At 57.2% G+C, this 25,468-nt stretch carries 18 protein-coding genes; 15 read left to right on the top strand and 3 right to left on the bottom strand.

The window, feature by feature from the left end; translation table 11 throughout:
- Positions 1–16: 16 nt before the first annotated feature.
- A complete protein-coding gene (locus METMA_RS0105540) occupies positions 17–3,469 on the top strand; it encodes an AAA family ATPase (protein ID WP_020158079.1) in 3,453 nt (1,150 codons plus the stop codon).
- A 233-nt stretch (positions 3,470–3,702) separates the two neighbouring features.
- Here the strand turns inward: METMA_RS0105540 and METMA_RS0105535 are convergent, their stop codons facing one another.
- Both METMA_RS0105535 and METMA_RS0105530 read right to left on the bottom strand, forming a co-directional pair.
- Entirely contained in the window at positions 3,703–4,800 is a 1,098-nt protein-coding gene (locus tag METMA_RS0105535; protein WP_020158078.1) for a TIGR00266 family protein, read from the bottom strand.
- A 673-nt stretch (positions 4,801–5,473) separates the two neighbouring features.
- Complete coding sequence (locus METMA_RS0105530) at positions 5,474–6,430, bottom strand: PQQ-dependent catabolism-associated beta-propeller protein (RefSeq protein ID WP_027147063.1); 957 nt, start codon at positions 6,428–6,430, stop codon at positions 5,474–5,476.
- A gap of 137 nt (positions 6,431–6,567) precedes the next feature.
- Here METMA_RS0105530 and METMA_RS0105525 point away from each other — a divergent pair, with 137 nt between their 5' ends.
- The 12 genes from METMA_RS0105525 to METMA_RS0105465 all read left to right on the top strand — a co-directional run bounded on the left by METMA_RS0105525 (position 6,568) and on the right by METMA_RS0105465 (position 21,500).
- Complete coding sequence (locus tag METMA_RS0105525) at positions 6,568–7,899, top strand: histidine kinase (RefSeq protein WP_020158076.1); 1,332 nt, start codon at positions 6,568–6,570, stop codon at positions 7,897–7,899.
- Positions 7,896–8,540, top strand: a complete 645-nt coding sequence (locus tag METMA_RS0105520) for a response regulator (protein WP_020158075.1) — start codon at positions 7,896–7,898, stop codon at positions 8,538–8,540. Before METMA_RS0105525 ends, METMA_RS0105520 begins: the two co-directional genes overlap by 4 nt.
- 641 nt (positions 8,541–9,181) lie before the next feature.
- Positions 9,182–10,534, top strand: a complete 1,353-nt coding sequence (locus tag METMA_RS0105510) for a (Fe-S)-binding protein (protein WP_020158073.1) — start codon at positions 9,182–9,184, stop codon at positions 10,532–10,534.
- Between the two features lie 15 nt (positions 10,535–10,549).
- Complete coding sequence (locus METMA_RS24030; RefSeq protein ID WP_020158072.1) at positions 10,550–11,980, top strand: protein adenylyltransferase SelO; 1,431 nt, start codon at positions 10,550–10,552, stop codon at positions 11,978–11,980.
- A 411-nt stretch (positions 11,981–12,391) separates the two neighbouring features.
- Positions 12,392–14,110 (top strand): AAA family ATPase, encoded by a 1,719-nt coding sequence (locus METMA_RS0105500; RefSeq protein WP_020158071.1) that lies wholly within the window; start codon positions 12,392–12,394, stop codon positions 14,108–14,110.
- 113 nt (positions 14,111–14,223) lie between these two features.
- Positions 14,224–14,754: an SRPBCC family protein gene (locus tag METMA_RS0105495; RefSeq protein ID WP_020158070.1), complete on the top strand. Its 531-nt coding sequence runs from the start codon at positions 14,224–14,226 to the stop codon at positions 14,752–14,754.
- 1,020 nt (positions 14,755–15,774) lie between these two features.
- Positions 15,775–17,025, top strand: coding sequence for a group II intron reverse transcriptase/maturase (gene ltrA / locus METMA_RS0105490; protein ID WP_020158069.1), 1,251 nt, complete (start codon positions 15,775–15,777; stop codon positions 17,023–17,025).
- Between the two features lie 230 nt (positions 17,026–17,255).
- Complete coding sequence (locus METMA_RS27745) at positions 17,256–19,091, top strand: DUF3450 family protein (protein WP_232216326.1); 1,836 nt, start codon at positions 17,256–17,258, stop codon at positions 19,089–19,091.
- Positions 19,092–19,095: 4 nt separating this feature from the next.
- Positions 19,096–19,620, top strand: coding sequence for a MotA/TolQ/ExbB proton channel family protein (locus tag METMA_RS0105480; protein ID WP_020158067.1), 525 nt, complete (start codon positions 19,096–19,098; stop codon positions 19,618–19,620).
- Positions 19,617–20,051 carry an ExbD/TolR family protein gene (locus tag METMA_RS0105475; RefSeq protein ID WP_020158066.1) on the top strand — a complete coding sequence of 145 codons (435 nt, stop codon included), beginning with the start codon at positions 19,617–19,619 and terminating at the stop codon, positions 20,049–20,051. Before METMA_RS0105480 ends, METMA_RS0105475 begins: the two co-directional genes overlap by 4 nt.
- The gene (locus METMA_RS0105470; RefSeq protein WP_020158065.1) at positions 20,048–20,860 is read left to right on the top strand and encodes an energy transducer TonB; all 813 of its coding nucleotides are present in this window, start codon (positions 20,048–20,050) and stop codon (positions 20,858–20,860) included. The genes METMA_RS0105475 and METMA_RS0105470 overlap by 4 nt, the downstream gene beginning before the upstream one ends.
- 109 nt (positions 20,861–20,969) lie before the next feature.
- Positions 20,970–21,500, top strand: coding sequence for a PepSY domain-containing protein (locus METMA_RS0105465; RefSeq protein WP_020158064.1), 531 nt, complete (start codon positions 20,970–20,972; stop codon positions 21,498–21,500).
- 202 nt (positions 21,501–21,702) lie between these two features.
- Here the strand turns inward: METMA_RS0105465 and METMA_RS0105460 are convergent, their stop codons facing one another.
- The gene (locus METMA_RS0105460; protein WP_020158063.1) at positions 21,703–21,882 is read right to left on the bottom strand and encodes a hypothetical protein; all 180 of its coding nucleotides are present in this window, start codon (positions 21,880–21,882) and stop codon (positions 21,703–21,705) included.
- Positions 21,883–23,252: 1,370 nt separating this feature from the next.
- Between METMA_RS0105460 and METMA_RS24020 the strand changes: the two genes are divergently transcribed.
- The gene (locus METMA_RS24020) at positions 23,253–25,007 is read left to right on the top strand and encodes a type II secretion system protein GspD (protein ID WP_156830458.1); all 1,755 of its coding nucleotides are present in this window, start codon (positions 23,253–23,255) and stop codon (positions 25,005–25,007) included.
- Positions 25,004–25,447 (top strand): tetratricopeptide repeat protein, encoded by a 444-nt coding sequence (locus METMA_RS24015; RefSeq protein ID WP_020158060.1) that lies wholly within the window; start codon positions 25,004–25,006, stop codon positions 25,445–25,447. The genes METMA_RS24020 and METMA_RS24015 overlap by 4 nt, the downstream gene beginning before the upstream one ends.
- Positions 25,448–25,468: the final 21 nt, after the last annotated feature.

Here is a 25,468-nt window from a genome sequence, read left to right as displayed (position 1 = left end):
GCAGAGTCGTCAGCGCATGAAAATACTCAGTATCCACTTTAAAAATATCAAATCCTTAGAAGGCGAGAACCGCATCGACTTTGACCAGGCGCCATTTGATACCGGTGTTTTCGCCATTACCGGGCCTAACGGCTCGGGCAAGTCCGCCATTCTCGACGCCATTACCCTGGCTTTATACGGCGAGACCTTCCGGTTTGAGCGTCCGGCCCGGCATGTCATGACCAAACACACGGCCGAGTGTTTCGCGGTGATTGAATTTTCCATCGGCGCTGAAAGATACCGCTCCGGCTGGCAGGTGGCGCGCGAAGGCGGCCGCCCCGAGGCGGAACCGTTGCCGCCGGTCATGACCTTGACCCGCCTCGGGGACACAGAGGAACTGCTGGCCGATACGCCCCATTCGGTCTGCGCGCTGATCACCGAAATCACCGGCATGAATTTCCGCAATTTCACGCGTTCCATCCTGCTGGCGCAGGGCGATTTCGCGGCCTTCCTGAATGCCCTCGATACCGAGCGCATGGATATCCTGGAAAAAATCATCAGCAGTGATATCTACACCGATTATAGAAAGGAAATTCTTGAAAAAGCCGAGAACGCGCAAAAAAGCCTGGATCAGTTAAGGCAGGATCTGGCGGCCCTGCCGCTCATGGAAGCCGAAAAGCTGGAAGCGTACGAGCATGATTTAAGCGATTTTAACGAGCAATACGCCGAATTGCGCGACCAGCACGGCCAGTTGAAACAACAGCAGGCTGCGCTGAAGAGAATAACGGCGCTGAACAGTGACATCGCCGTACAGGAAAAACAACTGCGGGACGCCAAAAAACAGGCGGAGAGCCAGCAGGAAAACTTGGCCAAGCTCGCCGTCGCCCAGGATGCGCTGCTGTTTAAAGACGATGTGGCGTCGATTGGCGGTAAAGCGCACGACATTCAGCAGGACAAAGCCGCGTTGGCCGCCTATCGCAACGAGCTGAAACAGTTGGAAACCCTGCTTGCCGATCCGAATATCGACAAAAACGTCCCGCCCGATCAGGGCAAAAAATCCGCCGCCGAACAGAAGGAAGCCATAGACAGCACCAAGGCGCAGATTGATCTGCTGAATGTCGACAAGCAGTCGGAGATGGCTTTGCTGCGGACATTAGGCGCGCAGATCGAGGAAAAGAAGACGGTGCTGGGGAACGTATCGGTCTGGCTGGACGAGCATGCCGCCGACCAATCGCTGCTGACCGATTTTCCCGAAACCGGCCGTTTGAAAAAACTCAGGACGGAACTGGCCGAGCTCAGGGAAAAACAGAAATCCTTCGCCAAATGGTCGAAGAATACGACCACCTCGCTGAAAAACAGCAAGTCCGCGACCGACCGGGAAATCAAGAAACTCGCCGATCTGAAAGCCAAGCTCGAAGATGAAGAGCAGGAACTGATAACGCTGGCGGAGGGCCATAACCCCGAGCAAATTGAAGAGCTGCGCCAGGAACAACAAGAGCGTGTTGCCGACTTTCAGGAATTAAACAGCCTGGCCCGGGCGTATCTGAAACTGGCCGATGCCGGATTCGATTTTTTCAGCAACCTCTTCGGCAGAGAGGCGCCGGTATATGATCTCGAGGCATTGACCCGCGATCTGGAAAAGACCCGGCAGGAACTGAGCCGCGAGGAAAATATCGTCCGGGCGCTGGAAGAGTCGGTTGTCCGGGAAGCCCTGCTGAAAAGAATGGAAGCGGAACGGCACCATCTGGTGGAAGGCAAGCCCTGTCCGTTATGCGGTTCCCTGACGCACCCTTATGTCAAACGTCCGCCGGCCGTGTCCAATTCCCAACAGGCCCTGGCCGACCAGCGGGCCAAAGTCCAGGCGCTGGCGGCAACGGCCGATAAACTGACGCAGCAAATCGCCGTCGCGCAAAAACAAGAGGAAAAAAACCGGGCAACCGAGACGCAGTTGGCGCAGATCAAGTCGCAATGGCAGATGCTGAGCAACCGGCTCAATATCGCCAGCCGCGAGCTGAGCATCGATAATACCAAACTGATGAAACAGCTGCTGAGCGCCGAAACCGACGAATTGAAAAATATCGTCACGCTGGCGGCCCGATACAAGAGCAAGCAGGACAGCATTGAAAAATTAAAAGCCCTGCTGGTCAGGACCGAAGACGCCATAGAGCAACTGAAAGCCAATACGGAAAGACTGGATGCCGAGTGGCAGGGGCGTCCCCAGGATCAGATCGATACGGAAGCGGATCTGGCCAGGTGTCAGCAGGAAGAAAAACAGCTGACCGACAAGCTCATTGAACAGCTGGCCGCGCTCGGCGAAAAACTGCCGGCCATCGGTAAGGAAGATCTATTGTTCGACCGGCTCAACAGCCGGCGCCAGGAATACCAGGGCTATGCGTTCCGCCGCAAGACACTGGTCGAGGAACTGGACGCGCTGAGCCAGAAAGAGGCCGCGGCCCGGGCCAAGATCCAGGAAGACAGTGACAAGCTTGAGGTCTACAGCCGCCGGCTGCGGCAGGAAGAAGCCGTCGGCCTGCATCTGGCCCTGATCGAGAAACAGAAGCTGATCGCCGACAAGGAGCAATCGATCGCGCAACAGGAAGCCGAACTTGCCGGCCTGCGGCAGGCGCTGCAGCAGAAATTGCAAGGCACGCAGTTTGAGAGCCTGCAGGCGCTTGAGGCCATGCTGGAGCTGATCGATCGCCAGCCGGAACTGGAAGGGCAATTGACCGCGCTGGAGACGGACATTGAAACCATGACGGCACAGCTGGAGCAGAATAATGCCCTGTTGCAGGCCGAGCTCGCTCAAGCAGACACGACCTTGAGCAAGGAAGAAGTAGAGGTTCAGTTAAGAAGCCTGGCCGAAAAAATAGACATCGCGCGGCAGGAAGTCCAGCGCCTGGAAAGAATCCTGAAGGAACAGGCGCAGCGTAAGCAACAGCATGATGCGGTCCTGGCCCGGCTCCATGACCAGGAAGCCATCACCGCCCAATGCCTGGCGGAAGCGCAGCAGATTACGGCGGAAAGCGGCATGGAATTCCGTCGCCGCGTGCAGCGGCAGGTTGCGGACCGGTTACTGGCCCAGACCAACGAAATACTCGAGAAAATCAGCGGCCGGTATTACATCCGGCGAAAACCCAGTGAGCAGGGGCTGGCGCTGGAGATCGAGGATACCTATCAGGCCAACGTCCGCCGTCTGCCCCGGACCTTATCCGGCGGCGAAAGCTTTATCGTGAGCTTGGCCCTGGCATTGGGGCTTTCGGAGCTGGCCAACAACGGCAAGGCCGTGGACTCGCTGTTTCTGGATGAAGGCTTCGGCAACCTGGATGCGGAAAACCTGTATACCGTCATCAGCACCCTGGAAAGCCTGCATACGCACGGGAAAATCGTCGGCGTTATCTCCCATGTCGAAAGCGTGCAGAAACGCTTCAAGACGCAGCTGCAGGTGGTCAAAAAGCCGAACGGCATGGGCGAACTGCGGAAAGCGTCTTGATACAGCCCGCTGGCAGCGAAAGGCATAGAGATCGATTAAAAAATGCGGCTAACGCAGCGGTAATTTGAACCGGCTTAATGTAGGTGCGAATTCATTCGCACGGGCACTGATAAGGTGACTGCGAATGCCCTCTGGAGCAAAAGTGAATTCGCACCCGCATCGGAAACCCATCCGCACATGTGATGAAGTTTTGCATGCGCGTTGCTAAAAGCCGTTCTCCCTACAAGGTTGCATCAATCCCCATCGAGTAAATTCCCCAGTCCCCCTAGAATGGAGCCTTCGCCTTGTTGTCTGCCGCCACCTTGCGGCGCCGATGTCATCATCCTGCCTGCCAGGCGCGAGAACGGCAGACTTTGCAGCCAAACGGTGCCAGGGCCGGTTAACTTGGCAAAAAACAAGCCTTCGCCGCCAAACAGCATGGTTTTAATGCCGCCGGCCTGTTGAATGTCAAAATCAACGCTGCCGGTCATCGCCGCCAGACACCCGGTATCGACATGCAGCGTTTCACCGACGGCCAGTTCTATTTTTTGCAGGCAACCGCCGGCATGAACAAACACCCAGCCATTGCCTTCCAGTTTTTGCATGATAAAACCTTCACCGCCAAACAGGCCGGTCAAAATACGGCGCTGGAAATGAATGCCGATCTGCACGCCTTTGGCGGCCGCCAAAAAGCTGTCTTTCTGGCAAATCAGTTTTTGGCCATAGTCGTTCAAATTCAAGGCGAGAATAGTGCCTGGAAAAGGTGCCGCGAACGCCACTTTACCTTTACCATGGGCGTTTTGCGTGAACACGGTAACAAACAGGCTTTCGTTTGTCAGCAAGCGCTTACCCGCGCCCAGCAATAGCCCCATGATACCGGATTGCTGATTGGCCGAACCGTCCCCGAAAATGGTTTCCATTTTTACTCCCGGGCTTTTGTACATCATCGCGCCCGCCTCGGCGACCGCGCTCTCTTGCGGGTCCAGTTCGATTTCCACAAACTGCATTTCATGACCGTAGATTTTATAATCGATACCGTCAGTGACCGCTTGCTGGCCAAACCCGCCGGAAGACTGGACATCCGGTTGCGTACCAGCCGCATTGACCGGCTGAACGCCGGCAGGCAATGCCGTCGGCTTGGGCGACATCATATGCGCAGGCGGCGGCGGAAAAGGCGTGACGCCGTCTTTCTTCATCGGCCTGATTTCAGTTGCCTCGAAAATGGGAATCCAGTCGGGAAAACGCGGGCACCAGCAATAAGCACCCTGGTGTTCGCGGGCGAAAACCTTTGCATAATCCAATGTATAGGGGCCGCTGACTGTATTATTAAAAGAAAAAAACCATTCATTCATCGTGTGAGCCTAGCTTAAATTATGGAATGTAGAAACAGTCTATGAGTATAGACCAATCGAGTTTTTGATACAGCTGACAGGGCATTCCGGTTCAGGCAGGGCGCCGGCAAGGGGTGAAGCGGCGAGCCGCCGTGCCCGCGTTTGCTCCTTGGACGAATTGACGGCGAACATCCGCTATTTTTTAAGGTTCTGAAGTTACGCATGTGTGATTTTTTATCCCGTTTGCCGTGCCGGGCAGCACCGCTTTCGGCTAGCGACGCTATATTAAGCCGATCTCAATACTACCAAGGATTGGGTCGTCAATCATTTCCCTGTTTAAACATAGGATGAGCCGACGTCAGGAGGCGCATCGTCCGCGAGCGATGCGCGCCATTGCGCCGCCTGGAGCGCTTGCTTTGGGTCGGCACATCCTGTGCAGGATTGTCATTTCAGGAAGCCATTTTTAGCCAAATCCTAAATGCATAAAGTCAGTTCCGATGGGTGCGAATTCACTTGTGACCCAGAGGGTATTCGCAGTCACCTTATCAGTACCCGTGCGAACACCCTGAAGGGCACAAGTGAATTCGCACCTACATTGGCAAGCCGATTCAAATCACCGTCGCGCTGGCGACATTTTAATTATGATGATCCAAATTCAACCTATCGCGTAACATGTGCCAAGGGGATACAGCGCCTAAGGCTTGACCGCAACGCCCCACGGATAACGCCCGACGCCCACGGACTTGGTGACCTTATGGGCTTCCAGATCGATCAGGGAAATGTCATTGCTGACGCCGTTGGTCGTATAAAGGCGTTTCTGGTCCGGCGAGAACGCCAGGTTCCAGACCCGCTGACCCACCAGTAAATATTTCTCCGGTTCAAGAGTCTGGGCATTGATCACGGCAACCCGGTTGGCCGGTCCCATGGCCACATAGGCCCACTGCCGCTCGTTGTCGATCAGCACGCCGACCGGCTGGATCTTGTCATCCGTGACGCCGGACACGGCCAGCTTGATCTGCTTGATGATTTGGCGCGTCGCCACATCGATAACCGTCACCGTGCCGGCCATTTCCGATGTCACCCAGAGTTGCTGGCTGTCGGCGGTAAAGCTTAGCGCGCGGGGGCGGGGATCAACCAGCGTGTTATCGACGACGGTAAGGCTGTTGCGGTCAATCCAGTGCACCATGTTGGTGGCTTCCGACGCGTTGGCCACCCATTTGCCGTCTGGGCTGACGGTAATGCCTTCCGGTTCGACGCCGACCGGAACCGTCTTGATGGCCTTGCGTTGATCAATGTCGATGGCCGTCACCAGGCTGTCATCTTCGTTGGAGACATAGGCGAACCGGCCGTCGGGATCCAGCGCGAACGTTTCCGGATCCTCGCCGGAAGGCAGTTGGCCTTCCTCGGCAAAGGTGTCGCTGTTAATGATGCGGATGGTATTGTCATCGCTGGTGGCGATGTAAAGGTGCCGGTAATCCTTGCTGATGGCGATGCCGCGCGGACGCTGGCCGACGTCAACGGTTTTCAGCAACTTGCCTGCGATCGGATCGACAACGGCAAGGGCGTTGTCTTTCTCCAGCGTCACAAAAACCGTTTCCGCATGAGCGATACTGCCCGCTATCAGCAGGGCAGCCGTTATAATGTGTTTCATAAGCGTGTTCTTGCAAAAAAAAGCACATAACATAGCATTGCCGTCAAGAAGATAAACAGCGATGGTAAAAAAAAGAATTTTTCCTATAGGAGGAGAGGAACCTGAACACCATAATTGAGAATTTAGGCGAACCGAAGATGAGTTTACGCTATCAGATCAACATCAGGATTTTCCTTACCAGTATCGCCATTCTGATTTTAGGCGGCTCCGTGGCCATCTGGCAGGCGCGCGACGCCGTCAGCCGGGAAATCGATTCATCGCTTAACCTGGCCGCCCAGTTCATTCAGCTCAATTTTCCGCAATCGCAACAGACGGCGTTCGATGTCGATACCTGGCTGCCGCGGTTCGTCTCGCTGGAGCAAACCCGTCATTTAAATATTCAACTGAAAAAGCCGGAGGGAGAGGTGATCAGCTATTCGGCCAAGCAGAGAGAGGACATCGACGCCGAGGCTTATATGCCGCCGCAATGGTTTATCAATCTGGTATCGGCCGAATACCCGCAACTGGAGCAGCAACTGACTACCGCGGACGGCGAACAGATCACGCTGATCATTCAGGCTGATCCGCTGGATGAGATCGTCGAGGTTTGGGAGGAAAGCTTCTCGTTTTTCGTATCCCTGCTGGTGATGACGCTGATCACGTTTCTGGCCGTCAATTTGGCTTTCAACAAGGCGTTCAAGGCGATCGCCGTCATCGTCGACGGCTTGAAAGCCATCGAGCAGGGGCAGTATCAGCACAAACTGCCGGACTTTTCCATTCAGGAATACGACAGCATTGCCAAGGCCATCAACCACATGACTCACACACTGGACGTGGCCCAAAAGGAAAACAGCGCCCTGACGCTGCACTCGCTGGAAATCCAGGAAGAAGAGCGGCAACGTCTGTCGCAGGAATTGCATGACGAACTGGGGCAGTCGTTAACCGCCATTAAAGTCATGGCGGTCACGGCCAAAAGCAACAAAGCCGAGGCCGAACGGATCGCCGATGCCATTACCGGCATTTGCGATCATCTGATTACGGTCGTGCGCTCCATGATGCGCAACCTGCATCCGTTGATCCTGACCGAACTGGGCTTGAAGGCGACCCTGGAAGACCTGATCAACCAATGGTCGAACCGGAATCCCGAATTGAAACTGCTCCTGAATTGTGCTGATGACGTTGACGGACTGGAGCCGAAAATCACCATCCAGGTCTTCAGGGTCGTGCAGGAGTGCATCACCAATATTGTTCGCCATGCGCAGGCCGAAGAGGCTATCATTTGCCTCGAAATAATGCCGCGGGAGACGACCATCAAGCAATTGCGCCTGCAGGTGACGGATAATGGCAAGGGCTATATGCCGGAAAAAATAAAAATGGGTTTCGGGCTGCTAGGCATGAGAGAGCGAATCAAAAGCCTGGGTGGCGAGTTCCGCCTGGAGACCCGGCCACAACAAGGTATGAACATCATCGCGACTATTCCTTTGAAATGAAAGAAAAAATAAAAGTTATTCTGGTGGATGACCATGCCGTGGTAAGGGCCGGTTTCCGCCTGCTGCTGTCCTCCGTGGACCATATAGACGTGATAGCCGAAGCCGAGCGGGGCGAACAGGCCTGCCAGCTTTACCTGGAAAAACAGCCGGATGTCATCGTGCTCGATTTATCGATGCCGGGCATCGGCGGGCTGGAAAGCATACGGCGCATCCTGCTGCGCGACAGCGCGGCCAGGATACTGGTCTTCAGCGTGCATGACGAGATCGTTTATGTCAACCGGGCGCTGGGAGCCGGCGCGAAAGGCTATATCACCAAAAATTCCGCGCCGGAGATTTTGGTGGAAGCGCTGGAGAAAATAGCCGCTGGCGAAGCTTATATTGAACAGGGATTAAGGAAAAGCCTGCCCGCGCAAACGAACCAGGCCGATTATCGGGCGCTGATAGACACCTTGTCCGCCCGGGAATTCGATGTCTTCCGGTTGCTGGCAAAGGGCCTGACTCTGCATAGAATTTCCGATGAGCTATGCCTGGGTTATAAAACCGTGGCCAATTACGGCACGCAGATCAAAAGCAAGCTCAAGGTATCGACCACGGCCGAACTGGCGCACATCGCCATGGTGCTGGGCGTCATGAAAAGCTGAATCAAGCCCGGCGGCTTGAGGTTTTGTAGGCTTTCCTACATCTTCCTTGATAGGCCTCGGCTTAAGCGGAAAGTTCGTCCATTCAATGGATAGAAGGCCAGCGTATTATTAATTAACTGATGTTACGCACGAGCGGTTTCATCCCGTTTGCCGCGCCGAGCACCGCAGCTTTCGCCGAGAACAGCCCGAAGAGGCGCTTCATGGATGAAGCGGGTTGCCAAAGGGACAGGAGTCCCTTTTGGCAACCCGCGGCGAAAGCGAGGAGCGCAGGAAGCAAGCGGCAACCGGGCGGCCTTTTCTTTGGTTACTTTCTTTTGGCCGCGCAAAAGAAAGTAACTCGCCTTCGGGTGCGATAAACCCGATTAAATAAAAACGTCGCGCTAGCGACACTTTATTAAATCGATCTAACTTCAACTAGCCGCGTAACATCAGTTAATTAACCACGAAGAACACGAAGGACACGAAGTTATGCTTTTCTTGGTGAGCTTCGTGTTCTTCATGGTTTAACGCCAAGTTGAGGCGTGTAAGGTTTCCTACATATTCCCCGTTCGGCAAATATTTAATAAAACAATAAGTTAGCGAAATCTCGAAGCTGGCATCCATTTTGCTCTGATTCTGTTGTCAACAACTTCAGGGCTATTATGAAACTCGTTCTCGATTGGTCAGCTTACAAAGAGGCCGGCATGGGCGACGCCTATGCCGATATTCCCAAAACCGGCGGCGATTACGCCAAGGCGATTGCGGTCTGCATTGGCAGTCGTGCCTGCGAGCAAGCCGGCAAAGGCGTGATGTGCCCCAGCTTTCGCGTCAGCGGCAAACCGGCGCTGTCGACCGGCGGCCGCGTCAAATTGCTGAAAGCGGCGCTCAACGGCGAGTTCGGCGACGCACCGTTTGAGAAAAGCGAGCTGGTCGAAGCGATGGATCTGTGCGTCAGCTGCAAAGGCTGCAAACGCGAATGCGAGAACGAAGTGGATATGGCGCTGATCAAGGCCGAGTTTCTGGCCCAGCGCTACAGGGCCACCGGCACGCCGCTACGCAACCGCCTGTTTGCGGCGCTGCCGGCATTACTGGCCCGCTTCCCCCTGACGGGCCAGCTGATCAGATGGCGCAACCGCCACGCGTTGCTGGCGCAGTGCGTGGACCGATTGCTGGGCATCAGCGCCGGCGCGCGCCTGCCGGAACCCGCCGAGCGGCCGTTCAGCGAGACATCCGTACGAGAGCAACAGAAAAATGACACCGACATGCCGGAAGTCGTCGTATTTGTCGATACCTTCAATCGCTATTTCAATCCCGCCGTTGCCGAGGCGGCCGTCTCGTTGCTCGCGGCCGCGGGCTATCGGGTGCATGTGCTGAATGAAGAAGGGGATGCCGACGCGGCCCGGCAGCCGTTATGCTGCGGGCGAACCTATTTTGCCAACGGCATGATCGCGAAGGCCCGCCATGAAGCGCGCCGCCTATTGCAGGCGCTGAAGCCGCACATCGACGCGGGACGCTGGATCATCGGCCTGGAGCCCTCCTGTATTCTCAGTCTGCGGGACGAATATCTGAGCATGGGCCTGGGCGAGCAGGCCAGGCAACTGGCCGGGAAAGTGCTGTTGCTCGAGGAATTTATCGCCAGGGAACAAACGGCCAAGCGCTGGACGCTGGCGTTCAACTCGCGCGGCAGGCAAAAACTGCTGGTGCACGGCCATTGCCATCAGAAGGCGGTCGGCGCGACCAAGGCCATGCGCAAGGTGCTGAAGATGGTTCCGGATCTGGACAGCCAGCAAATTGAGTCATCATGTTGCGGCATGGCGGGACAATTCGGCCTGGAATCCGAACATGCCGATTTCTCGCGTGAAATGGCGGAGCTGGGGCTTTATCCGGCCTTGCGGGCGGAGCCCGATGCCGCGGTTGTCGCCAACGGCTTTTCCTGCCAGCAGCAAATCCTCAACGGCGGCCACGCCAGACCGCTGCATATCGCCGAGGTCTTGTATGCGGTGCTCGGCCGGTAACCGCGGGCGATGGCAATGAATACGCTGCCATGGACCAACCTCTGGCTGCAACGGTCGCCGTCGTTCTACCAGCGGGTCGACCCGACGCCGCTGGCCGGGCCCTATTTCGTGCATTGCAATGAGCAGGCGGCGCGGCTATTGGGATTGAACGCCGAAGACTTAGGCACTGAAACGGCACTGCGCTGTTTTAACGGCGATGAACCGCTACCCGGCATGCAGCCGATCGCCACGGTTTACGCCGGGCATCAGTTCGGCATTTTCACCTCGCGGCTGGGCGACGGCCGCGCCATTACCCTGGGCGGGACGCTGGGCGCAAACGGCGAGACTTACGAAATCCAGCTGAAAGGCGCGGGGCTGACGCCTTATTCGCGCACGCTGGACGGCCGCTACCCGCTCGGCGCCGCGATCCGGGAGTACCTGGCCGGCGAGGCGCTGGCAGCGCTTGGCATTCCCAGCACGCGGGCGCTCTGCCTGCTCGGCAGCCGCACTGAAATACGGCGGGACCGCAGCGAGACCGCCGCCATTCTGGTCAGAATGGCCCGGTCGCATGTCCGTTTCGGCCATTTCGAATACTTTCATCACCGCGATGAGATCGATGACCTGCGCGAATTGTTTGTCTTTGTCATCGAACAGCATTTCCCCGAATTGCTTGATGAAGCGGCGGAAAAATGGCCGCTGAGGTTTCTGGAAACAGTCATCGGGCGAACGGCCCGCCTGATCGCCGGCTGGCAAAGCGCGGGCTTCGTGCACGGGGTCATGAATACCGACAACATGACTTTGAGCGGCGAAACGCTGGACCTGGGTCCGTTCGGTTTCATGGAGACGTATGATCCCGGATTCTCGCCGAATCCGTCCGACGACCAGCGCCGGTATCAGTATGATCAGCAGCCCGACATCGGCCGCTGGAACTGTCTGGCGCTGGCCCAGGCGTTTACTTCGCTGCTGCCCTCGCCGACCATTCCCGCCAGCTTGCTGCGCCTGTACCGGCAAACCTATCAGCAGCATTATCTGCAAGCCATGCGGGCGAAACTGGGTCTGCAAACGCAACATCCGGACGACATCGATCTGGTGAACAGCCTGTTGTCGGCACTGGCGCTATCGGGCGCCGATTATGCCGGTTTTTTCCGCGAACTTGCCCGCTTCGAACCGGGGCGCGGCTTGACGTATTCCGCTCCGCTGCGAAACTGGCTGGCCTGCTATCAGGACCGCCTGAGCCTGGAAAAGGCGCCGCCGAACGAGCGCCGGGACCGTATGAACCGCGTCAATCCCTGCTATGTCCTGCGCGCGCATTTGCTGTATCAGGTTGAGCAAAAAGCCGAAAAAGGCGACTTCACCGAACTGGAAAGATTGCTGAAACTGGTGCAAAACCCATATGAAGAACAGCCGGGCATGGCGTTTTACAGCCAGCCGCAGCAGCAGGACAACATCAGCCGCAGGCTGGGGTGATCAACCCGGCATCATTATCTGGTTCCCACGGTCCTCCGTGGGAACCGATACCGGACTGTAAGAGCGGCACGTCGTATGCAAGCCCGGTATGCGTTCCCATTTATGCCCTTCAGGGTACGCGGGAGCGTGGGAACGAGGAATATGAAGAACAGCCGGGCATGGCGTTTTACAGCCAGCCACAGCGGCAGGATAACGTCAGTCGCAGGTTGGGGGTGATCAACCCGGCTTCATTACCTGGTTCCCACGGTCCTCCGTGGGAACCGATACCGGACTGTAAGAGCGGCACGTCGTATGCAAGCCCGGTATGCGTTCACGCGGGAGCGTGTGAACGAGGAAAAACCCGGCATTAGGAAGCTTCGAAATGCTGGGCTTATCGACTCAGCCTACACACGGTTAAAGAGGCAACAGAAAATGAAACTGCAGATTGAAAGAACCTATGTTAATGCGATGGTGGCGGAGTTTCCGGGATTGACGCCGCTCAAGGACCAGCTGCGCTTTGGCAATAAGGCGGAAGTGCCTTTTAACCGGCTGTCCAGTTCCGAGCTCGGCTATCTTAAAAATCTCTATCAGCAGGCCGGCCCCGACATGCTCAGCCAGGCGGCGATGATCGCCACGCTGCAAAAAGCGCTCAATGACGACAGTCAGAAGTATTCAGCCGAGGACCTGGAAAAGCTGGTGCCGGCGATTGCCGGCTATCTGGTCGAGGATGCGCTGCGCGGCTGGTTGTTCCGCGTCAGCGTCTCCGGCAAAACCTCGGCCTACCTGATCACCCGGCTGGACTATACGCCGCCCGGCGAGGAAGAGGCCGGGCGGATACTGATCGAACTGAAAGCCAACTCGCGCGGCAAAATCGCCATCGAGACCCTGATCATTCGGGAGAAAGACATTGAAGGGCAGTCGATCAGCGAAATCCTTGCCATGAAGGGCTATCTGAAGGAAACGCCGGAACTGATCGCCGCCTACGACGAATCCGCCGGGCGCTATTTCGACTGGCGGGCGCGCTACGGCGAACAGTTCTCGGCCACGGGCACGGGCATTTATGCCGAGGACCCGACCGCCAATCACCGCAGCAACGACTGGACCCGCAAGAACGTCGTCGTACTGTCCTCGGGCGGCGGCAGCACCCGGCTGGTCAACGACGAAAACATTATCAGCGATCGCGCCCTGACGCTGGAGGCTTCAGGCGATATCCTGGGCGGCTTTCTGCGCCGGGCCGGCAAAAGCACGCGCTACGACAGCAAGGTGGAACAGCAGGCGGAAGCCTCCAAGGCCGCCATCCCCAAGGGCCTGTTCACGGAACTGCCGGTGCACGGCTACATGCTGATGTTTCACCTGGAACTGCATCATCACGTCTGGGTGCACGTCGACCATATGCAGCCCTACCGCTACCAGCCGGAACTGAAGCAGAAGCTGATTCTGCCGCCCGAGCAGACCGATCTGATCGACATCCTGACCGCGGAAATGGATGTGCTGATGGATGATATCGTGGCAGGCAAATCCGGCGGCACGACGGTACTCTGCGCGGGTCCCGCCGGGGTCGGCAAGACGCTGACCGCCGAGGTGTATTCGGAAATCATCCAGCGGCCGCTGTACCGCGTGCATTCCGGACAACTCGGCCTGAACGTCGCAGAAATGGAAAAAGAGCTCAAGGATACCCTGATCCGCGCGCAGCGCTGGGGCGCCGTGATGCTGATCGACGAGGCCGATGTCTACATCCGCCGCCGCAACGACAGCCTGGCTTCCAATGCCGTGGTCGGCGTGTTCCTGCGCGTGCTGGAATATTTCAACGGCCTGCTGTTTCTGACCACCAACCGCATCGACGACATCGACGAAGCGATCATTTCCCGCTGTATCGCGCTGATCCGCTATTATCCGCCGGAACGCGAGGACCGGGTCAAGATCTGGCAGGTCATGACCGAGCAGTTCGAACTGGCCGTCGAGCCGGATCTGATCGAGCAGCTGGCCGATATCTTCCCGCACGCGACCGGCCGGGAGATCAAGGGCCTGACCAAGCTGGCCGCCAAGTTCTGCCAGCAAAAACGGGCGGCGCCGAACCTGGACGTGTTCAAGCGCTGTTCGGTGTTCAGGGGCATGGATAAACCGGCCGGGCGGGAGGACGTGCGCACCTGAGCGCCGGCGGAAAAAAGGAATTGTCCCTGCCGATAGCGGGAAAATTGCCCGATGCCTTTCTCTGGAATTCATCAATACTATGCCCTTTTGAACGAACAAGGCATAGTATTGATATGAAGTTTACACCCGCAGCATTACTCGTTTTTCTGTTATTCCCCGCGCTGTCCCTGGCGCACGGGCCGACCCCGCAAAAAGCCAAGGAAAGCCTGGAAATCAACGCCCCGGTCGATACGGTCTGGGATGCGGTCAAGCAATTCGACGGCATTTCGAGTTGGCATCCCGACGTCAAGGATAGCACCGGCGACGGCAAACACGAGTCCGGCGGCGTGCGCACGCTCACCCTGCAAAACGACGGCCAGATCGTGGAAGAGCTGGATTTTTACAGCGACAAGGACCACGAATACAGCTATCGTCTGAAAACCGAAAACGTGCAGGCGTTTCCGACCAGCTCCTACTCCATCGCGCTTCAGGTAACGCCGGGAGAAACGGCCGACAGCAGCATAGTCACCCTGAAAAGCCGTTTCTACCGCGGCGACACCGGCAACACGCCGCCCGAGAAACTCAATGACGAAGCGGCCGTCAAGGCGATGAACGAATTTTTCAAAAACGGCCTGACCGGTCTTAAGCAAAAACTGGAAAAGTAAGCCTTTCAGGTTCTCCGGCAAGCGTAGGATAAGCCCGGCTTTATTCCTCGGCATATGCCATGGCGCTTGATGTCGATGAATAGGAGTAGGGGCGGGTATGATCCCTGTCAGGTTAAAAAATGAATACTTCACAGCCTCGTACGCATTCTTAGGGTCGAATTTGCCTGTGCCCTTTAGGGTATTCGACCCCCGTAGGCTTAAGCAGAAAGTTCGCCCGTTCAATGGAATGTCAGCGAATCATTAATTAACCACGAAAAACACGAAGCGCACGAAGAAAAACAAAGTGTAGGGTACGCATCGCGTACCAGACTGTGAAAGTATTCAGCATTTTTCTCTTCAATGTCTATATGCTGTCATATAAAAATATCAAACACACAACATATTGTGGTGAAAATTTCAAAAAACGAATACTTTCACAGTCTCGTACCATTTTTCAAACGGTTCAGATGAATTAGTCCTTCAGAAGGTACGCGGTGCGTACCCTAGTGTGCCCAGCATGGGCCAAAACTAGTTACCTGAAAGGAGGTAACCGGAAGTAGTAACGACAACCGTAGCGAAACCGCAAGGGGGAAGCCGCGAGGCCAGCCTGAAAGAAGCGGATAGCAAATGCACGACCGTAGGAACACGAACAAGCAGAGAGGCCGGATGTGGGCGATGAGTGTGCTAGGAAACACGAAATCCAACCGTTACCGAAAGACACATCAAGTAGAGCTTGGCGGCACGGGCAGACAGTTTAGGCACCTTACCTGGGGAGATCTCCTAAATGAGAGTTTGGGAGAAGTCAGCAGAGGCCGTAGTAGTGAGGAAGTGCCTGTAATGGGCATGGAGCGAAGGGCTGAAGAATCAAGTTCATTAAACCCAACGAGGCTAATCGGACGCGCATAGTATTCTGAAACAAGCGGGCGTTGCAACTGCGGCAACCACCCCCTTGGCGGGAAATCAACTAGTAAAGTGGATTCTTTAACGAACAAGATCGCGTGGGATGCAAGCTACGATTAGCGGTAAAAGGCGAAAGAGAAAATGACAGAAGAGTTACTGATGGATGCCATGTTCAACTGGCTAACCCTGCAAGAAGCGTTTGACGCGGTAAAGCGCAATAAAGGCGCAGCAGGAATAGACGGGCGAAGCATTGCAGAGACTGAGCAGCATTTAGAGCAGCACTGGGAAGCAATAGAAGCCAAGTTAAGAAAGGGAAGTTATGTCCCGAGTCCCGTGAAAGCGGTGACCATTCCAAAACCGAATGGAGGCGAGCGCGTGCTGGGGATACCGACGGTGCAAGATCGAGTCATACAGCAAGCGATGCAACAAATCTTAACGATAAAGTTCGACAGCGGGTTTAGTCAATATAGCTATGGCTATCGCCCTTATCGCAGCGCGCAGGATGCCGTGAAACAAGCTCGAAATTTTGTTCAGCAGGGTAAAAGTTGGGTAGTGGACATCGACATCAAGGCGTTCTTCGATGAAGTGAATCACGATATTTTACTGCATCAAATCAGCCGGAAAATATCAGACCGCCAAGTGTTAGGCCTGATAAGAGCGTATCTGAAAGCGGGTGTAGTGAAAGACGGAAAAGTAGAACGACGGTATAAAGGAGTTCCGCAAGGTAGCCCGTTGAGTCCCTTGCTTGCAAATATTTACCTGGACAAATTGGACAAAGAACTGGAAAAGCGAGAACTGAGTTTTTGCCGCTACGCAGACGATATTACCCTCTATGTGAGTAGCGAACGCAGTGCGCAACGAGTCTTGAAAAGTCTGACGTTATGGGTAGAAAAGCACTTAAGCCTGACCGTCAACCAAAACAAAAGCGGAACGGGGCGACCTTGGGATAGTCAGTTTCTTGGTTTTAGAATAACGGAAACACACGAAATCGCGACTAGCCCAAAAAGTATCGACCGCTATAAAGCCAAAGTACGCGAACTCTGGGATGCTCGGCAAAGCTTGACCAGTAACGAGTTGGTTGAGCAGTGGCGGCAATACGTTGTAGGTTGGTGGAATTATTTCAAACTCACTACCGACCGCCAACATCTCCTGAAATGGGAAGGCTGGACGCGCCGTCATATGCGAAAATGTTTCTGGTTACGCTGGCATAACAAAAAGGGGCGACTGAAGGCTTTGCGCCGATTAGGTGCGACACCAAGGCAACAAGAAACCGCGAACAGTACACGCGGAGCTTGGCGAATAGCGAAAAGCCCAGCACTACACAGAGCGTTGAGTAATGCCACGTTGAGACAATATGGGTTATGTGTACCATCAGAACTATCAACGGCCTAAGCCGTTGGATTCAACCGCCGGATGCGGAAAACCGCATGTCCGGTGGTGTGGCAGAGGTGACGGGCGCAATCCCGTCACCCCGAGCCGATCCATCCATCCAGGATATGTCGGGTCCGGATAACAGGCGAGGCGTCGCATTAAGGAGCTTTTCCCATTGCTTTGCATGGGCGCTTAATGCGATAGTCTCCGCTCAATTCAACATCAAGCCGAGACATAATTTGCCTATTCCAATGCTTGCTATGTTTCCTATCCGCCTGATTGGACCCTTCCTTGCCGCCTTACTGTTGGCTTTCACCCCGCCGCCGACGCATGCGGCGCCGCCACCGGAGACCGATGCACAGGCAACCAGCCAGGCAGCGACGGTGCCCGCGGAGGCCGCCGACAAGGCGCGCCTGCTTCAAACCCTCACTCAGCTGGAACCCCAGGTTCGCAGCCTCCTCAACAGTGCCGTTACGGCCTTAAAGCAGGGCATCGAAAACGGGCCGCCATTCCTGACCGAAGAGCGGCGCGGGCGCATCGGGCGATTGGAAAAGCTGCTGCGCGACACCAATGCCGACCTGGCGGAGCAATTCAGACGGGTCATGGAAGCCTACCGGGTCGAGCTCGATTACGCGAAGACCGTCGATGCCTACCGCGGCCTGCTTAAAAGCGGCGAAGAGGAACGGCTGGTGGATTTTCTCAGCATCGGCCGGCTCGCGCTCTATTACCAGACCCTGGATGGCTACGAGTCGGGCATCTGGCGCGAGGACACGCGGCAGTGGCAGCGGCTGTCCGGCGAGGGCAACGAAGCCGTCGCCCAGGGCCTGCGCACGGCCCGCAAACTGGAGCCGCCGCAACTGATCGTGCTGCCATTGCCGGCAAGCAAGACCGGATTCGATGCTCAGGCTGGCCTGGCCGTGCCCAAGGTACCGGCAACAGCGGAAAATGAACAGCCGGCGCAGCTGCCGCCGGCAGAAGTGGAGGTCCAATTGGAGACGGCGCTGGCGGCCAGGGAAGGTTTGTTCATGACGGTCCGGGAAAGCGCCGCGCAGCTCAAGCCGTATTACCAGCAAACCTTGCTGGCGGGCGATGCCGATAGCCAGCGGCAATTGATCGACCGGCTTGCCGATGAGCGGCACAGGCCCGAAGCGGAGGAACTGGCCCAGCTGTTCGCCAGCGTGCGGACGCAGCTCGATGCCGCGGGACGCATCTCGACCTTCCGGGCGCCGGTCTACGCACCCGATGGCCAGGCATCCGAGCAAGAAGTGCTGCGCCTCGGCGGATTCAGCTTTATCGCTGGCGGGCGTTATCTGGTGTATGCGCCCGAAGTGGACCGGTTGGTTGAATTAACGCGGCAGCCGGCCTCGCGCCTGCTCGGTCTGGCGCGCGATTTCGAGCAGGCGGATGCAAATTCGCTGGCGCCGGTGGCCATCGACCCTTCCGCGGGCCAGACCCTGCAATTACTGGTGCAAATCCCCAATCCGCGCGAACGGCTGGCGCAGGGCGGTATGGTCGGCTATCTGATCCTGGGACTGGCCGCGTTTGCCTACGCACTCAGCGGCTACCGCTTCGTGGAACTGGCCATGGTCGACAAGCGCATCCGCAGACAGTTGCAGTCATCCGAGCTTCGGCTCGACAATCCCTTGGGACGGGTGCTTTCCCGGCTGCAACAGTCAACGATGAACGACGAGGAGGCTCTCTACCTGACCGTGGAGGAAGCGCTGACCGGCGAGCAGGCGAAACTGGGACGTGCCCTGGCTTTCCTGAAGCTGGTGGCCGCCATTGCGCCGATGCTGGGGCTGCTAGGCACGGTGACCGGCATGATCGAAACCTTCCAGGCCATTGCCTTGCATGACTCGGGCGATCCGAAGCTGATGTCGGGCGGCATTTCGGAAGCGCTGGTCACCACCGTGGCGGGACTGGTGGCCGCCATCCCGGTTCTGCTGCTGCACAGTCTGCTGACCAGCAAGAGCCAAACGCTCGCCAGCCTGCTGGAGGCGCATGCCGCCGCAGCGCTGGCCCAGCGGCTCGAGCATCGCCATGCCGCCACGGCGGCGGAGCGCCCGACGCAGAATCGGGAGGCATGACGCGATGAAGGCGCAGGTCTTCGAGACGGTCACGGTTTTTCTGCAGCAGGCCGAGCAACACATAGAGGAACTGATGGCGCTGGGCGGACCGGTGATGTGGCCGTTGCTGGCCGTCTCGGTATGGCTGTGGACATTGATTCTGGAGCGCTACTGGTTCCTGATCCGGGTTTTTCCCTTGCTTATCGAACGCGGCGCGCCGGCCCGCCGCCCTTGCGCCGATCTGCCGATAGAGAAGGCTGAAATGGCCCTGGCATTGCATCGCCATCTGCGCCTGATCAAGACCCTCTCCGGCATACTGCCGATGCTGGGCCTGTTGGGCACGGTGACCGGTATCGTCGAAACCTTCGATCTGATCCGCGTATTCGGCACCGCCGAGACGCGGATCGTCGCGCGCGGCGTCTCCCGGGCACTGATCACCACCCTGGCCGGTCTGGTGATGGGGCTGTTCGGCGTGGGAGTGGGCTATGATCTCAACCGGCGCGCCCGGACCGGCCAGCGCCGCTTTGCCGAGCACCTGAGGCAATCATGAAAAGAGGGGGGCTGTTCAACCGGCGCACAGACGGCGGCGAGGAAAGCGGCGATACGATCAACCTGACGCCGCTTATCGACATGGTATTCATCCTGCTGATCTTTTTCCTGGTGACGACCTCGTTCATCCGGGAATCGGCGGTGGCGGTCCAGCGTCCGAAGGCCGCGACCGCGACGCCCGCGCAGAATGCCGACGTGATCGTCACGATTGCTGTCGACGAGCAGATCTGGCTGAACGACGCCGCCGTGGACATTCGCCTGCTGCGCACCCGCATCGAACAACTGGGGCTGGCGGGTCCCGCCCGGTCCGCCATCATCCTGGCCGATACCAAGGCCAGCACCGGCCTGCTGGTCAAGGTCATGGACCAGCTGCGTCTTGCCGGATTCGTGAACATTTCGGTTGCGGCCAGCGCGGCCCCGGACTTTCCATGAACACGGAGGACACCGGCAGACCGGGCCATCCGCTCCGGGTCCTGTCGGCGGCCTTTACCGCCGCCGTGGCTATCAATCTGGCCTTGCTGTTACTGATCGGTGCATTGATTAGCCGGCGGGAGACCGAGCAGGCTGCCGCGCCGAAACCGCAACCGATCGACTTCATCCGCATCGCGCCCAAGGCCGAGGAACCCGAACCCGCCCCCAAAACGGTAGTCGATGCCGCGCCCGAACAACCGCCTGAGCCTGAACGTCCGGCCGCCAAACCCGCCAAGCCTGCTCCCAAGCCCGCTGACAAGCCAAGCCCGAAACGGCCGCCCCGCCCCGAGGCGCCGAAAAAAGCCGGCAAATCCAAGCCGACAGCGCCGGGCGCGCCCGCCCCCAGGATCGATATACCGGAACAGGGCACGGGCGCCCCGTTCGCTCCCGTGCCCGGGGCTGACTCGCGCCTGACGGTGCCGCCCGGCCAGTGGAATCTGGAAAAGACACCGGAGCCCGGGGCGGAACAGGAAGCCTCAGGCGGCACGGGCGGCCGGAATCTGGTGGTATTGTCCCGGGTAGAACCGCGCTATCCGTCCAGAGCCGCGGCCCGGGGCATTGAAGGCTGGGTGGAGATCGACATTAGCGTAAGCCCTGCCGGCACCGTCAGCGATGCCCGCGTCGTGGCTGCCAATCCTAAAAACATATTTGATCGAGCCGCGCTCGAAGCGATCCGGCAATGGCGGTTCAAGCCCGCTTTCAGGGATGGCCGCGCCGTCGAACAGCAGGCCACTCAGATAGTCAGGTTTCGGCTCAAGAAGCGGCGCTGAATAGCTGAAACACAGCTACTGGAATTGACCGCCATCGATTTAAGGCATATATATGACTTCCCTGCCCGGTCAGGGCAGTATTGTCATTCAAGTTATCAGGAGAAGTAACATGAACAAAATTCAAAGCATCCTCTGGGCCAACATTGCGCTTGCGGCTTGTGCGCCGGCTATGGCCGACATCGAACTGCCGAAAACCAAGGTCAGCATGGAAACCTGCATGAAAGCGGCCCTGGCGCAACGCGACGGCGAAGTCGTCAAACTCGAACTCAAAGACGAGCGTGGCGTTCCCACTTACGAATTCGAAATCCTTGGCAAGGACGGCAAGACCTGGGAACTGGAATGCGACGCCAACAAGGGCAAAATCACCGAGGAAGAGCAGGAAGTCGAAAATGCCGACGCTCAGCTGTTCAAGCAAAAGGCCAAGATCAGCCTGGAGCAAGCCAAGGACATCGCTTTGAAAGCGCATCCGGGCGAAGTCGTGGAAGTCGAGTACGAAATCGAGTCTAACGGCGATGCCTCTTACGAGTTCGATATCATGACCGACAAGGGCGAAATCAAGCTGGAAGTGGACGCCGCCACCGGGAAAATCGTCGAGGACAATCAGAAGGAGTATTACCAGATCGGCAAGGAAAACGATTAAAGATATTTTCTGGTTTCCATGCTCCTGCGTGGGAACCCATACCGGTGCTCAATTCAGCCGCAGTCTGCGTTCCCATTTATGCCCTTCAGGGTACGCGGGAGCGTGGGAACGAGGAAAACGATTAAGGATTGGGTCGTAAATAATTCCCTTGTTCAAGCGCATCGTTCGCGGGCGATGCGCTTGACTGCGCCGCCTGCCGTTCCTAATCAGGCTTGTCCGACCGGTCCTCCTCCTCGCTATAAAGCTCCATGATCATGTTTTTAAACCAGCGGGGCTTTTTCAGAATAATGTAAACGGCGACCATCGTGGTCGTCGGCAGCGGCAGGAAGTCGGTGATCTCCAGCAGCACGAAGCCTACGATAAGTTTTGTTTTGATGCCCATCAGTTTTATCTCCCGCAATCATCGTGACTAACCTTAATCAATCCGGTGGCAGAGAACCTAAACTCGGCTGCTGTTTCCGCGCTACGTAGGATCAACTCCGTCAGGACAAGCCATCCGCCACGGCTAGACAGCTTGCCTGGGATAACTCGTGTACGCAGCTAAAATACACTATCCGGGCAGTGAATCAAGTCAGCCAGGGCTGACTTGCTGTCGTTGAATTTTCCCGTTCTTTCCAGAAAGCGGCCGGCATCCGAATGACCGCCCGGCGTCCGAAGATGCGCCATCCCAACAATGTAATCCCCGATATCGGCGGGCCTTGAGAGCGGCGACGACGTCCTGTCTCGTCACAAGCCGGGAAAATTTCATGATCAAGAAAGGAAATATTCCCATTGGAACAATGAATATTTCTGGAATAATGCGCGCCATTTCACATTATCGATGTCAGCTATTTGACATTTTGCCTGTCGGATATTGCGAGCACCGGCAAAGAATCGCTTTTTCGCAGCCAGGATCAACCAGTGCTCAGGCCGGTTGCGCGCGATGATGCAATCGGCTTTCGCGACGCTAGAGCCCCTGGCCAGCGCGAATCATGCGATCGGCGTCCCTGGTTCCCACGGTCCTCCCGTGGGAACCGATACCGGGCCTTGAGAGGGGCTCATCGTATGGCCCGGTATGCGTTCCCAACGAGGAATCTTACTCGTCAGAACAAGACAGACTGAGTACTGGCGCGAGGCATGCGATTGGCGCTTGGCTTCAGCCGGTTCGGACTGCGGTGCTGCGCCGGATAGCCGCGTCATGACTTCATCGCGGTGAAGTTGAAACGATGGCTGTTTGACAACCGGATAAAGCGTCGATACCTGTCGGCGCAAACAGGCAGCCGGGCAACGAAAGATCGTGGAAAAAAGACCAGTTCTCCGGGAGTGGTTCAGATATCGAGTGAGCGCTTTAAACGGGGCGGGAATTTAGGAAGCAAACATTCGGGATTTTTTCCTACAGACAGCTAAGTTATCACTGACATACACTATGCCGCCTCTTAGGCCTGGAATGAAATTCCATCGCCGGGCAGGCGGGTGAATGGGCATCCGAAGCCGCATGGCGGCTATTGGAAAGCACTGCTTGCCAGATAATTTAAGCTGAATGGGGGGGCGGTGCGTTAAGAAGACAGCGTCCGCGGTTTTTTTACAGACGGCTCAAGGATGATGAGACCGGCTTAGGAACGTGAATTTTATAATTCCCGTTCCTAAGCCGGCAGAGCCGTGACAATTGAGTAGTTAGCCGGTTGAGCCAGCAGATCGAGGTGGGTGTTGGGTTAGCCGGTTATTTTACGAGAGGGGTATGAAAAATGGATTTTTGGATTGCTGAAGGTGTTATTGAACATTGTAAAAGAAAAGCACGGCAGGGTTTTATGCATGATCATGCTGTTGCTAATGCTATTTGCGGCGTCGGCCGGCGCCAGGCCTTTTGAAATTCAGGAGCTGGAATTCAAAAACTCCCGGGTCACGGACATTATCCGGGTGCTGTCCGAGGATGCGCAGGTCAACATTATCGCAACGCCGGAAGCGGGCGGGAAGGAAGTCACGATTTTCCTGAAAAAAGTGACGCTGGAGGAGGCGATCAGGGCGATCTGCCGCATCAGCGATCTCTGGTACCGGCGCGATGACGGCGGCAACGGCACGTTCCGGCTGATGACCAAGGAACAGTACGGCAAGGATCTGGTGGTGGGGCAGGATGATACCATCCGCGTGTTTCAGCTGCGCAATCCCAATGTCATCGCCATTGCGACGGCGATCGAGGAACTGTACGGCTACCGGGTTCAGGTGTCCTACGGCAACACCGGTATGGGCGGCGGTCTCGGCAATGTCGGCAATCGCGGCGGCAGAAGTGCCGGCGGTTTCGGCAACAACCGCGGCGGCGCAAACCGCATCGGCGGCCGCATGAACGGCCTCGGCGGTCGCGGCTATGCGGGGAGCTCTCGAGGGATGGGCGGAGGCAATACGGGACAGCGTGAGAAACTGCCCGACGACCTGACCGTGGAGCAGCTCGAGGCGTTGTCCGAGGATGGCCGGCAGGTTGAAGCCGAGCGGTTGAAGTCGGTGTCCGGCGTGAACAAGGTGATCTATGTCACCATCAATACCGAGCACAATTTGCTGATCGTCAAGACCAGCGATGCCTCCGTATTGAAATCCATCGCCAGTCTGGTGGAGCAACTGGACCGTCCGCAGACCCAGGTGATGCTGGAAATGAAGATTATCGACATCAAGGTCGGCGAGGATTTTTCGTCCCTGTTCAACTTCGAGTTCAAGGACACCAAGCTCAGCGGCGAAAGCCCGAATCCGATCATTCTCGGCGGCGCGGCGGCGCTGTCGGGCGGCGGCAGCCTGGTGTATGAATTCGTCAGCCAGAACATCAAGGCGAATATCGAACTGCTGGAGCAGAACAACCGCGTCAATGTCGTTTCCAACCCGATGCTGGTGGCGTCTAACCACCGGCCGGCGACGCTGTTTGTCGGCGAGGAGCGGGTCATGGTGCGCGGCTATTCGATCGATGCGATCGACAACCTGAACACCACGCGCACGATCACCACGCCGGAGACCGAACTGGAGGAAATCGGCACGACCCTGGAGATCACGCCGCATATCAACAGCGACGGCTCGATCCATATCCAGCTGAAGCAGGAGAACTCGACGCTGAACGAGGCCGCGGCTTTTATTCCGGTCACCGACAGCACCGGCCGGGTCGTGGACCTGCCGATCGACACCGTCAGCACGGCCAAGCTGGAAGGGGAGATTTTCGCCCGGCACGGCTACACGGTCGCGGTCGGCGGCCTGATCCGCGACAGTTTTTCCAGAAACCGGCGCAAGGTGCCGTTTCTGGCCGACATACCGGTGATCGGCAATGTGTTCCGCACGACGGTCGATGAAGACAGCAAGTCGGAGATGGTGCTGCTGATCACGCCGTATGTGCTCAACCAGGGCGAAACGCGGGAGCAGTATGACCCGACCGAGAAATACCATAAATACGCGCCGGACGCGTCGCTGCAGTCGCTGCCGGTGCCGGAACAGCAGAAACCCGCGTTGTGCGGCGAGTACTGCGCGCCGGACAACCTGAGGGACTCGGATTTATGACGGGGCTGATCAAAAGCTGGCTGCCGCGCGTTGCGGCTTGCTGGGGGCTATTGAGCATCGCCGGCTGCGCGCATTTCGGCCTCGATTCGGAAGCCGACGTGGCGGCGGAGAACTGTTACGCCTACCGCTACGGCGACAAGATACGGCGCATCAATTTCGCCAAGGCGTTCGACTGGTGCCACCGGTCGGCGCGCTGGGGCGACGCCAACAGCCAGACTCTGATCGGCGAGCTTTATTATCTGGGCCTGGGCGGCGAGCAGGACAGGGAACTGGCGGCGCAGTGGTTCGAGAAAGCGGCCAGGCAGGGCCATGCCCACGGGCAATACATGCTGTACCTGATTTATTCGGCCAGCCCCGACCCGCAGTTGCAGGAGAAGGCAGGCTACTGGCTGAAGCAGGCCAGGCAAAGCGGCTACCGGCTGGCGCTGCAGGTGCCGTGATTGGAAACACATGGCCGGGAT

This window comes from Methylobacter marinus A45 (genome assembly GCF_000383855.1).
Classification (GTDB): domain Bacteria; phylum Pseudomonadota; class Gammaproteobacteria; order Methylococcales; family Methylomonadaceae; genus Methylobacter; species Methylobacter marinus.
The sequence above is the reverse complement of the archived record's forward strand: the minus strand, read 5'-3'. Positions and strand labels throughout refer to the sequence as shown.

Bases quoted from the DNA above. Each gene is read 5' to 3' on its own strand.
- METMA_RS0105520 (WP_020158075.1), top strand. From the start codon at position 7,896: ATGAAAGAAAAAATAAAAGTTATTCTGGTGGATGACCATGCCGTGGTA.
- METMA_RS0105495 (WP_020158070.1), top strand. From the start codon at position 14,224: ATGAAGTTTACACCCGCAGCATTACTCGTTTTTCTGTTATTCCCCGCG.
- METMA_RS24015 (WP_020158060.1), top strand. From the start codon at position 25,004: ATGACGGGGCTGATCAAAAGCTGGCTGCCGCGCGTTGCGGCTTGCTGG.
- METMA_RS0105465 (WP_020158064.1), top strand. From the start codon at position 20,970: ATGAACAAAATTCAAAGCATCCTCTGGGCCAACATTGCGCTTGCGGCT.
- METMA_RS0105470 (WP_020158065.1), top strand. From the start codon at position 20,048: ATGAACACGGAGGACACCGGCAGACCGGGCCATCCGCTCCGGGTCCTG.
- METMA_RS0105480 (WP_020158067.1), top strand. From the start codon at position 19,096: ATGAAGGCGCAGGTCTTCGAGACGGTCACGGTTTTTCTGCAGCAGGCC.
- METMA_RS0105530 (WP_027147063.1), bottom strand. From the start codon at position 6,430: ATGAAACACATTATAACGGCTGCCCTGCTGATAGCGGGCAGTATCGCT.
- METMA_RS0105525 (WP_020158076.1), top strand. From the start codon at position 6,568: ATGAGTTTACGCTATCAGATCAACATCAGGATTTTCCTTACCAGTATC.
- METMA_RS0105540 (WP_020158079.1), top strand. From the start codon at position 17: ATGAAAATACTCAGTATCCACTTTAAAAATATCAAATCCTTAGAAGGC.
- METMA_RS0105460 (WP_020158063.1), bottom strand. From the start codon at position 21,882: ATGGGCATCAAAACAAAACTTATCGTAGGCTTCGTGCTGCTGGAGATC.
- METMA_RS0105535 (WP_020158078.1), bottom strand. From the start codon at position 4,800: ATGAATGAATGGTTTTTTTCTTTTAATAATACAGTCAGCGGCCCCTAT.
- METMA_RS0105500 (WP_020158071.1), top strand. From the start codon at position 12,392: ATGAAACTGCAGATTGAAAGAACCTATGTTAATGCGATGGTGGCGGAG.
- METMA_RS27745 (WP_232216326.1), top strand. From the start codon at position 17,256: ATGCTTGCTATGTTTCCTATCCGCCTGATTGGACCCTTCCTTGCCGCC.
- METMA_RS0105475 (WP_020158066.1), top strand. From the start codon at position 19,617: ATGAAAAGAGGGGGGCTGTTCAACCGGCGCACAGACGGCGGCGAGGAA.
- METMA_RS24030 (WP_020158072.1), top strand. From the start codon at position 10,550: ATGAATACGCTGCCATGGACCAACCTCTGGCTGCAACGGTCGCCGTCG.
- ltrA (WP_020158069.1), top strand. From the start codon at position 15,775: ATGACAGAAGAGTTACTGATGGATGCCATGTTCAACTGGCTAACCCTG.
- METMA_RS0105510 (WP_020158073.1), top strand. From the start codon at position 9,182: ATGAAACTCGTTCTCGATTGGTCAGCTTACAAAGAGGCCGGCATGGGC.